The organism is Vibrio sp. S234-5 (genome assembly GCF_000960595.1).
Taxonomy (GTDB): Bacteria; Pseudomonadota; Gammaproteobacteria; order Enterobacterales; family Vibrionaceae; genus Vibrio.
In genome coordinates this window covers 1-9,292 of record NZ_JZAM01000392.1, presented here as the reverse complement: position 1 = coordinate 9,292, position 9,292 = coordinate 1, and the positions used below count along the sequence as shown (strand labels likewise).

Here is a 9,292-nt window from a genome sequence, read left to right as displayed (position 1 = left end):
TATCCTTTACGACTACATGGTCAAGTGCATGCAGGAGTTAGCGAAAGCGGAACCTGATATCGATGCACTCCTGCCTTGGAACTTCAAACACTAACAATATCGCCCCGTGGGTTCATGGGGCGGATACGGAACACATGCACCTCATCACCAGATATTGGCTTCATTAATTCTAAAATGCCAAGGGTGTACTCGTTTAACGGAACAAGGTGTTCACGTACACATTTAGTATAGAAATTGGGTACTATCCAAAGCTTGTTCACAAAATCAATGTCACACCAGCGCATAGATGCTAGTTCAAATGCACGTGTCATGGTGTGGAGTTGCATTTCAAAAGCGCATCGCGTCACGAGTTTCATGTTGTGGTTCGACATGATGCGCATGACGTCTTCTAGTTCATCTGGCGCAACAGACGGCATGTGAACCACCTTCGATTTCTCAAACTCGTCCTTTATGTCTGCTAAGCAATTGCTTGCGATGTAACGTCGATTGACAGCAAAACGCATCACTTGGTTGGCTAACGAACAAGCTCGTTTAACATTTTCAAGTTGCCCTTTGGCTTGAAGAGGGCTTATAACCTCGATCACTCCAGTTGTTGTAATGAAGCTGAGAGGCAAGTTACCTAGTCTAGGATACAAGTGTCGCTTGAAAAATAGCCGCTTACGATGAGAGGTTCTTACGTGTTCTTTTATGCGTTTTATCTCTTCTTCCCCAAAGTTTGTACCGTTTTTTTTGGCCTCTTTGCGAGCCTCTTCAAGAAGCACGTTACGCCTAGTTGTCTCTTTAGCTTCGTCTCGTTCAAGCATACGCTCTGCTACCACTTTAAACGTCAATCCGTTTTCGAGATCACGGTCCAGCTTTTGCTTTTCTCGATATACTTTAGGGTCGATGTTATTGGCCATTTGTATACGAAGCTCTTGGGCTGTTTTACGCACTTCTGCAAGTGTTACGTTTGGGTAAGATCCCAGCCCCATTTTTTTTCGCTTTTTCGTGATAAGGTCAGGGTAAATAAATTGCCAATTTTTTGAGCCGTTTTTTCGGACTCGAAGATAAAGATTGCCACCATCGGAAAGCGAGTATTCTTTATCACTTGATGCTGCATTTTTTACTTGTGTGTTACTTAATCTATTGATACCAGCCATGCTGTTATACTCCATTTATTTGAGTGTTCCCCTTCAAGTTAACAACGGTTTTAGGGGGACGCAAGGGGGGGGCGGAGCTGTGAGATGTAGTGAGGGGATGTGATGTTGAAAGAGGTTTAAATTATTTTAAATCAATGATTTATAGTTAAATTTGGCGCTTGGTGAGATGGTGTGAAACGTAATTGGTAATTCTCAAGAGGGACAGCCAACGCGTGGCATTTTTATTATGCGTTGGTTTTTGTGATTACAGTGTTATGCGGAAGCTTAGTAATAGCGTTGGCTGCCCCTTAAGCGGGCGTTATGCTTAATCACCCAAAATCAGTGGGTTATGGTTTTTCTTTGTTCCCTCGGCTGGTTGGTTTTGAGTTTGTCGGCAAGTTGACTTCGTTTGGCGCTGTTTTTTGGACACTTATTCTTTGGCGCTGAAAATTCAGAGAGTTGCCTCAATCAATTTGCGGGCAAGCGCGAGGTTAGGGCGGTTGGCTCAATCAGAAATTTGCTCTTAGGTTTTTCGGTTTTATCCGCCGAATTTCAAAATCTGATTTTCAAAACTATGAGTCATTGCGGTTTTCTGCGTTTTGGTTTTTGTTTGTAAATCAAAGTCGAGTTAATCTTGTTTTTAGTAAAACGTAAGTCATTGAAGCTTAAGCATAACAAAGCGTTTAAGTGGGATTTGGCACGCGTGGCATTTTCGGTTTGCGTTGGGTTTGGTGATTAAGTCGCTGTGCGGTAGCTTTTGTATTGCGTGCCTGCACCCCTTAACGCGGCGTTATGTTTTTTATCACGTTTTGGGGCTATAATCAGCCTAACCTTTGTTGATAGTAGGTGTGATATGAATCGAAAAGTTGAAGCTTACGGCGTTGATGCTGTTGAAAGACCGAAAATTAAGGCTAGTAAAAAGCTTGATTTGACTGGTGATGCTGGTCGTCAAATTGTGAAGTCTGAAACTAAACTTGCTTTGCGTACCCATCAGAAGACATTCACTAAATTGGCTGATATGTAATGGATATCATCTGTTTTCCTTTTGAACGAGTGATCGAGATTAATGCTTTGATCCTAAAAACAGAACCAGGAATGAAAGGAGCAGTTGATATCCCCAAGCTTCAGGGAGCATTAGGTCGAATCGATAATGCCATCGTTTATGAAGGACTGGATGATGTTTTTGAAATCGCTGCTAAATACACTGCTTGTATAGCGGTTTCACATGCGCTACCTGATGCGAACAAGCGCACAGGTTTGGCTGTGGCACTTGAATATTTATCACTTAACGATTTTGAGCTTACGCAGGAAAACGATTTACTTGCGGATGCAGTTCGAGATCTTGTTATCGGCATTATCAACGAAACAGATTTTGCCGACATTCTCTACGCACAATACGCAAAAGAACAAAATTCAGCTCTCTAAACATAACAAACGCTTCAAGAGGGACAGCCAACGCGTGGCATTTTTACTGTGCGTTGGTTTTTGTGGTTACGGTGTTATGCGGAAAGTTGGTAGTAGCGTTGTCTGCCCCTTAAGCGGGCGTTAGCGGTTATCAAAATCTTGAGTTCAATGCTCTTGAAAAATCAGCTTCATGCTTTGAAAGTTCACGAATCAGCCTTTGCGTTTCAGTCGGATATTTACGTAGCAGAAAGCGTTGATAATTCAACAATTTCAAAGTTGCTGAAAGCCAACAAGTCTCGATGCTTCAAAGTTGTTCGATGTTCAACACTGCCAACTTGGTTTCACAAAAGGCTGCATCGTCGCTGAAATCGCGCTTTTTTTGTCGGAAATTCGGTAAGTGGCCAACTCAACCTTGAACGCTGTGAGTTTTGACAGCTCACTTCACAGCTTTTGGCGCTGGACGTGTGTTTGCTTGATGCTTTTGCGTAAAATGACTTTCAAGCAAATGTGTTTGAAAAATCATTGCTAAACAATAGGCTACGAAGCTAACAAACGCCTCAAGAGGGACTGTCAACGCGTGGCGTTTCCAGTCCCATTGAGCCGCGGTGGTTTCGGTTGTTGTGTTTGAGTTTAGTAGTAATGCGTTGCCAGCCCCTTAGGCGGGCGTTATGCTTAATCACGCAAAGTCAGTGGTTTATGGTTTCTCTTTGTTCCCTCGGCTGGTTGGTTTTGAGTTTGTCGGCAAGTTTGCTTCAGTGGGCGCGGTTTTCCGGACACTTGTTCTTTGGCGCTGGAAATTCAGAGAATTGCCTTATTCAATTTTTGAGTAAGTACGAGGTTAGGTCGGTTGGCTCAATCAGAATTTTGATCTTAGGTTTTTTCGTTTTAGCGGCCAAAGTTCCAAGTCTGATTTTCAAAATGATGAGTCATTTCAGTTTTTTTGGTTATTGGGTTTTGTTTGTGCATCAAAGCTGAGTTAATCTTGGTTTTGGTAAAACGTAAGTCATTGAAGCTTAAGCATAACAAACGGTTCAAGAGGGACAGCCAACGCGTGGCATTTTTACCATGCGTTGGTTTTTGTGGTTACGGTGTTATGCGGAAGCTTGGTTATGGCGTTGGCTGCCCCTTAACCGGGCGTTAGGTGAATTGGGGGAATAATGCAGCAAGTTTTAGAAACGGAACGTTTAATCCTTAGGTCATTTGAGCTGTCTGATGCAGAGCAAGTATCAGTATTGGCTGGTGATAAACGAATCGCAGAGATGACGGCAAACATACCGCACCCTTATGAAGTTTCAGATGCAATTTCATGGATTGAAACACATGAAATTGGCTTTGCCAGCGGAGAGAGTATTGTTTATGCGATTGTACTTAAAGAATCGTTAGAGCTTATCGGTGCAGTGAGTTTGCCGAGCTTAAAAGATGGCCAAGGCATCTTGGGTTATTGGTTGGGCGTCGATTTTTGGGGACAAGGTTATGCGACAGAAGCTTCAAAGGCTTTAATTGAGTACGCAAAAGAAAGTCATGGGTTGCGAGAGTTAAAGGTCATGCATCTTGTTGGCAATGATCGTTCAAGGTTAGTTATCGATAAACTTGGTGTTACTTACGTAGAAAATCAAACACTTCGTATGCAAGGTGGTGAACGAGAGGTTTGTGTTTATATTTCAGCGGTATAAATTCACCTAACAAACGCTTCAAGAGGGACAGCCAACGCGTGGCATTTTTACTATGCATTGGTTTTTGTGGTTACGGTGTTATGCAGTAAGTTTGTAGTGGCGTTGTCTGCCCCTTAAGCGGGCGTTAGGCATGAAAATTTAAGTAATAATTATGAAATTATATAAGTATAGAAGTACATCAAAGTTTTCTTTGGAAGGATTGATTAACAATGAACTTTATTTTTCCAAATATACAGATTTCAACGATCCTTTTGAGTTTGCAACTCCCTTTCCTGATTTAGTAAAAACGTACAAAAAGGCTGAGGAAAAATTTGTAGAATATTATGCAAATAAAGAAATTCCCAAAGAAGTGTATCTTGAGTTAATAAATTTAGTTAAGACTCCATCAGAGGATGTTATTAAAAAACGTTTTGATACGTTAAGTGAAATAAAGAATAACACTCAAAAAATGGGTATTTTTTGTATGAGTAAAACGGATGGGAATATACTGATGTGGAGTCATTATGCAGAAGAGCATAAAGGGTTTTGCATTGAGTTTAATGAGCTTAATAAACATCTGTTAGATAAAGCTGATTTAATTGATGTCAACTACCTTGATAATTTTGAAGACTTAAATAACCCTGATTTGATCGTTGATTTTTTTATGCTTATGTTTTGGGATTATCGAGATCTGCCAAGATCAGAATGGGAGCGGAAGTATATTGAACTAGCCCAGAACCTAAAAATGTATGAAGAGTATAAGCTTGCTTTATCGATAATTGGAAATAAATATGTTGATTGGTCATATGAAAAAGAAGTTAGACTAGTAACTTGTAACAATGGAGTTATTAAATACGACCCTCAATCTATAATTAGTATTACATTTGGCCTCAGAATGTCTGAGAGTGATAAAGCTACAATTAGAAATATCTGTAAAACAGATGATAAGTGTCACATTAAATTTAAACAGGCAGAAAAACTAATCTCTGGATATGGATTGAAAAATATTTACCTAAAAACAGACCCAGAGCGTGCCTAACAAACAATTTAAGAGTGATTCAGCACGCGTGGCATTTCTACTAAGCATTAGTTTTAGTGATTAAGGCGATATGCAGTAGCATCGATATGGCGTGCTTCACACCTTAATTGGGCGTTAGCTGAGGTTAAGAAAAACCATAAAATTAAGCGCTTATTTTTCTTAGTCTGAGGCTCTAGCTTTACACCTGAAAGTCAGCACTTTTCCGCGTATCTCGCCAGTGGCACTGTTCGTGAAGTGCTTGAGCTAACCGAAGTCTGTTTACGGGAAGTGGTGTGTTTGTTTATTTCTTTGGCGTGGCTTCTTTGGTTTTGAAGCTCTTTCACGCTTAAGTTGATTTCGCGCACTTGGTTGTTGGCTTCTTCGAAAGGATTCTTTGTAAATTTAAGCTCTAGAAACTCGTCAAGTTTTGCTGTTATTTCTTCTTTGCCAAGTGCGTTTCGTGGATTAGGTTTTAGTTTCTCAGTTGTCCGTTTTACTTTGTCGCTTGAAAACAATAATGTGTTTTAAATTAGGCCGTTGGGTAGCAAATCTCCGGCTAAAGTGCAGCAGCTAACAAACGGCTCAAGAGGGATTGCCAACGCGTGGCGACTTTAGTGCAAAATTGAAGCTCAGTGTTTACGGTGTGTTTTTTTGAGTTCGGCGGTGCGTTGTCAACCCCTTAGCCGGGCGTTAGGTGTTCTTTAGTAACGTAGCCATCAATTGAACTTATTTTTCAAAATGTCCGTAAAATAATGAATTATCCAAAATGAATTCATAATGTTATGGAGTTGAAAATGAATCAGATTAATCCGGTAAAATTGCGCAATAGCAAATGGACAGCTGTAAAACCGATAAATCGAGAGAAACACTTTTTGGTGTCAGAAGTTGAGTATGAAGAGGACGGTTCGGTAACTTTGTGTAAGTTAGAATCTGTTCTTTCCAAAAATGAATATTCCATTGATTGGCTAGAGCTAAAAAATGAACAAAAGTGGTCTCAAGGTTGGACATAATCGGCATTTGGGCAATACACCTAACAAACGCTTCAAGAGGGACAGCCAACGCGTGGCATTTTTATTATGCGTTGGTTTATGTGATTACGTTGTTATGCGGTAAGTTGGTAGTATCGTTGTCTGCCCCTTAAGCGGGCGTTATGTTTAATCACCCAAAATCAGTGGATTATGGATTTCTCTATTCCCTCGGCTGATTGGTTTTGTGTTTGTCGGCAAGTTGGCTTCAGCGGGCGGTCGGCGAAATCAGTATTTTGAACACAGGTTTTGGGGCGTGAATTGCCGAAATTCAAAGTCTGTTTTTCAAATCTATGAGTCGTTTCAGTTTTTTAGGTCTTAGGTTTTGTTTGTGAGTCAAAGCTGAGTTAATCTTGGTTTTGGTAAAACGTAAGTCATTGAAGCTTAAACATAACAAACGGTTCAAGAGGGACAGCCAACGCGCGGCATTTTTATCATGCGTTGGTTTTTGTGGTTACGGTTTTATGCGGAAGCTTGGTAATTGCGTTGGCTGCCCCTTAACCGGGCGTTAGGTTTTTTGGAGGTATAGTTGAATAGTTATTCATTGATTCAAGAACAATTAATTAAACTCGGAGTGAAGCCCCAGTTGGCCCATAAAATAGCCAAGGAACTTGTTGAAAAATCAAGAAATAATCCTTCACTTACTTGTGATGAATTGAATGATTTATTAAAGGATCTAGCTGATACTATTGATGGTTTAAGTAGTAATCAGTGTGGTAAAGAAACTAAGAGTAAACAGTACTTTCATGCAATTATTCAAGGTTTGATTGCTACTGGACTATTTGAATTATTCATGCTTTCTAAGGCATGGTTGAGCACAATGTTTAATTCAATACCAAACAAAAAATTGATTGAACATATGGAAAAAGCATCAATACTACGTGCTAAGCATTGTAATGGAGTGAGTGCAGAGGTATCTGGTGAAGTTGCTAAATTATCAATGAAAATTGAACTCAATAGGAAACAACTCATAGAGGCTGCGTTAGTTTCAATTGAGGTTGAACCATCAGATGAGCTAATTAGTTACATAAATAACATATCATATTGTTACGTCTCTGCTGTAGATAAAGTTATTTTAAAGCGTATGGGGCTTAGTATATGAATCCAAGAAACCTAACAAACGCCTCAAGAGGGACTGTCAACGCGTAGCGTTTCCAGTCCCAATGAGCCGCGGTGATTGCAGTGGTTGTATTTGAGTTTAGTGGTAATGCGTTGCCAGCCCCTTAGGCGGGCGTTATGTTTAATCACGTCAAATCAGTTGGTTGTATCTTTTCTTTGCTCCCTCGGCTTGTTGATTTTGTGCTTGTCGGCAAGTTGGCATTTGTGAGCGCTGTTTTCCGGACAATTATTCTTTGGCGCTGGAAGTTCAGAGAATTGCCTCAATCAATTTACAGGCAAGCGCGAGGTTAGGGCGGTTGGCGCAATCAGTATTTTGATCACAGGTTTTAGGGCTTGAATTGCCGAAATTCAAAGTCTGTTTTTCAAATCTATGAGTCGTTTCAGTTTTTCAGGTTTTGGCTTTTGTTTGTGAATCAAAGCTGAGTTAATCTTGGTTTTGGTAAAACGTAAGTCATTGAAGCTTAAACATAACAAACGGTTCAAGAGGGACAGCCAACGCGTGGCATTTTTATTATGCGTTGGTTTTTTGTGTTTACGGTGTTATGCGGAAGCTTGGTAATGGCGTTGGCTGCCCCTTAACCGGGCGTTATGTTTAATCACCTAAAATCAGTTGGTTGCATCTTTTCATTGCTCATTCGGCTTTTTGGTTTTGTTTTTGTCGGCAAGTTGGCTTCGTTTGGCGCGGCTGGCTCAATCAGCAATTTGAACTTAGGTTTTTAAGTTTTAGCAGCCAAATTTCAAAGTCCCATTTTAAAAACTATGAGTCATTTCAGTTTTTTAGGTCTTGGCTTTTGTTTGTGAGTCAACGCTGAGTTAATCTTGGTTTTGGTAAAACGTAAGCCCTTGAAGCTTAAACATAACAAAGCGTTAAAGAGGGATTCGTGCCGCGTGGCATTTTTGGTATGCGGTGATTTTGGTGGTGAAAGTGGTATGCGGAAAGTTGGTTTAGGCGGCACTCACCCCTTAACGCGGCGTTAGGCAAGGTGAGTTTTTATCAGCTAAATCGAGTTGGAATTGAACGGTAAATTCCATGTTTTCTGGCTTAAGTTAAGCAATGAATAATCATCACATATTTGTTGTTTCTTGATCGCGTTGGGTTGCTTTTCGCTGTGAATCCATCGGCAAAATAACCTTCAGCATCCAAACGTCCGCCGAGCATGCTACGCTCGTCACTTTTCTTCCAAATCGCTCAATTTGAGTTTTTTGTTTCTTTGCTGATTTAGCGTTTTGGTTTATAAATGAATCGGTTAGTTTGTTTCAAGTTTACAAAAAAGCTCGTTCTTTGGTTGTGAAAGTGTCGGTGTCAATTGGTTGGCCTAACAAACGGCTCAAGAGGGATTGCCAACGCGTGGCGACTTTAAGTGCAAAATTGCAGTTCAGTGTTTAAGTGTGTTTTTTAAGTTCGGCGGTGCGTTGTCAACCCCTTAGCCGGGCGTTAGCTTAAAACATTGAAAATCAGTTGTTTGCAGCCTGTTTTTTCTTCCCTTGGCAGTTCGTTCAGGTTATTTCGGCAAATCAGCATTGTTTGCCAATGCAAGTTTTGAGCAGTTGCCTCAATTGAATTTTGGGATTTTGCGAGGCCAGCCGGTTTGACGCAAAATCGATTTGGCAGTTGGGCTTTCGCTTTGAGTTTTCCGAAAGTGATTCATCAACATTTTCGGGTTTTCAAATCGCATGAAAGGCCACAAAGCTTGAGCCAATTCGGGTTTTAAAACTCAAGCGGTTTGTTGGTTTCCCAAATCAGGTTAATCTCAGGCTTGGTAAATCTAAGGTGCTGAAATTTAAGCTAACAAACTGCTTAAGAGGGATTCGCAATGCGTGGCATTTTCGGTTCATCCGGAAAATCGATACCTGAATGGCTTTTCTGATACCATATCGCCAAAAATAGCCAGTTAATGTCAACTTCACTTCTTTACCATCGCTTTGGAATACGCGGCCCTTTCCATTATTGCTCTA

10 protein-coding genes are annotated in these 9,292 nt (G+C 40.6%); 9 read left to right on the top strand and 1 reads right to left on the bottom strand.

Features of this window, described 5'->3' with window-relative positions:
- Window positions 1–83: 83 nt before the first annotated feature.
- Complete coding sequence (locus tag UF06_RS22275; protein WP_082069812.1) at window positions 84–1,139, bottom strand: integrase arm-type DNA-binding domain-containing protein; 1,056 nt, start codon at window positions 1,137–1,139, stop codon at window positions 84–86.
- 832 nt (window positions 1,140–1,971) lie between these two features.
- Between UF06_RS22275 and UF06_RS22265 the strand changes: the two genes are divergently transcribed.
- The 9 genes from UF06_RS22265 (at window position 1,972) to UF06_RS28485 (ending at window position 8,314) form a co-directional block, all read left to right on the top strand.
- A complete protein-coding gene (locus UF06_RS22265; RefSeq protein ID WP_001080654.1) occupies window positions 1,972–2,142 on the top strand; it encodes a hypothetical protein in 171 nt (56 codons plus the stop codon).
- On the top strand, window positions 2,142–2,543 hold the full coding sequence (locus tag UF06_RS22260) for a type II toxin-antitoxin system death-on-curing family toxin (protein WP_000351251.1): 402 nt from the start codon (window positions 2,142–2,144) through the stop codon (window positions 2,541–2,543). The genes UF06_RS22265 and UF06_RS22260 overlap by 1 nt, the downstream gene beginning before the upstream one ends.
- Complete coding sequence (locus UF06_RS26555) at window positions 2,530–2,667, top strand: DUF3265 domain-containing protein (RefSeq protein WP_319024132.1); 138 nt, start codon at window positions 2,530–2,532, stop codon at window positions 2,665–2,667. The genes UF06_RS22260 and UF06_RS26555 overlap by 14 nt, the downstream gene beginning before the upstream one ends.
- Window positions 2,668–2,919: 252 nt before the next feature.
- The gene (locus UF06_RS28090) at window positions 2,920–3,051 is read left to right on the top strand and encodes a hypothetical protein (protein WP_001883067.1); all 132 of its coding nucleotides are present in this window, start codon (window positions 2,920–2,922) and stop codon (window positions 3,049–3,051) included.
- 628 nt (window positions 3,052–3,679) lie between these two features.
- On the top strand, window positions 3,680–4,195 hold the full coding sequence (locus UF06_RS22255) for a GNAT family N-acetyltransferase (protein ID WP_045572422.1): 516 nt from the start codon (window positions 3,680–3,682) through the stop codon (window positions 4,193–4,195).
- 151 nt (window positions 4,196–4,346) lie between these two features.
- Complete coding sequence (locus UF06_RS22250) at window positions 4,347–5,213, top strand: DUF2971 domain-containing protein (protein ID WP_045572421.1); 867 nt, start codon at window positions 4,347–4,349, stop codon at window positions 5,211–5,213.
- Window positions 5,214–5,986: 773 nt separating this feature from the next.
- Entirely contained in the window at window positions 5,987–6,202 is a 216-nt protein-coding gene (locus UF06_RS22240) for a TIGR02450 family Trp-rich protein (RefSeq protein ID WP_045572420.1), read from the top strand.
- A gap of 544 nt (window positions 6,203–6,746) precedes the next feature.
- Window positions 6,747–7,319, top strand: a complete 573-nt coding sequence (locus UF06_RS22235; protein ID WP_045572419.1) for a hypothetical protein — start codon at window positions 6,747–6,749, stop codon at window positions 7,317–7,319.
- An 860-nt stretch (window positions 7,320–8,179) separates the two neighbouring features.
- Window positions 8,180–8,314, top strand: a complete 135-nt coding sequence (locus tag UF06_RS28485; RefSeq protein WP_082069813.1) for a DUF3265 domain-containing protein — start codon at window positions 8,180–8,182, stop codon at window positions 8,312–8,314.
- Window positions 8,315–9,292: the final 978 nt, after the last annotated feature.

What these genes read in the sequence shown, in the direction of transcription:
- UF06_RS22240 (WP_045572420.1), top strand. Translation starts at nt 5,987, where the DNA reads ATGAATCAGATTAATCCGGTAAAATTGCGCAATAGCAAATGGACAGCT.
- UF06_RS22250 (WP_045572421.1), top strand. Translation starts at nt 4,347, where the DNA reads ATGAAATTATATAAGTATAGAAGTACATCAAAGTTTTCTTTGGAAGGA.
- UF06_RS22260 (WP_000351251.1), top strand. Translation starts at nt 2,142, where the DNA reads ATGGATATCATCTGTTTTCCTTTTGAACGAGTGATCGAGATTAATGCT.
- UF06_RS22275 (WP_082069812.1), bottom strand. Translation starts at nt 1,139, where the DNA reads ATGGCTGGTATCAATAGATTAAGTAACACACAAGTAAAAAATGCAGCA.
- UF06_RS22255 (WP_045572422.1), top strand. Translation starts at nt 3,680, where the DNA reads ATGCAGCAAGTTTTAGAAACGGAACGTTTAATCCTTAGGTCATTTGAG.
- UF06_RS22265 (WP_001080654.1), top strand. Translation starts at nt 1,972, where the DNA reads ATGAATCGAAAAGTTGAAGCTTACGGCGTTGATGCTGTTGAAAGACCG.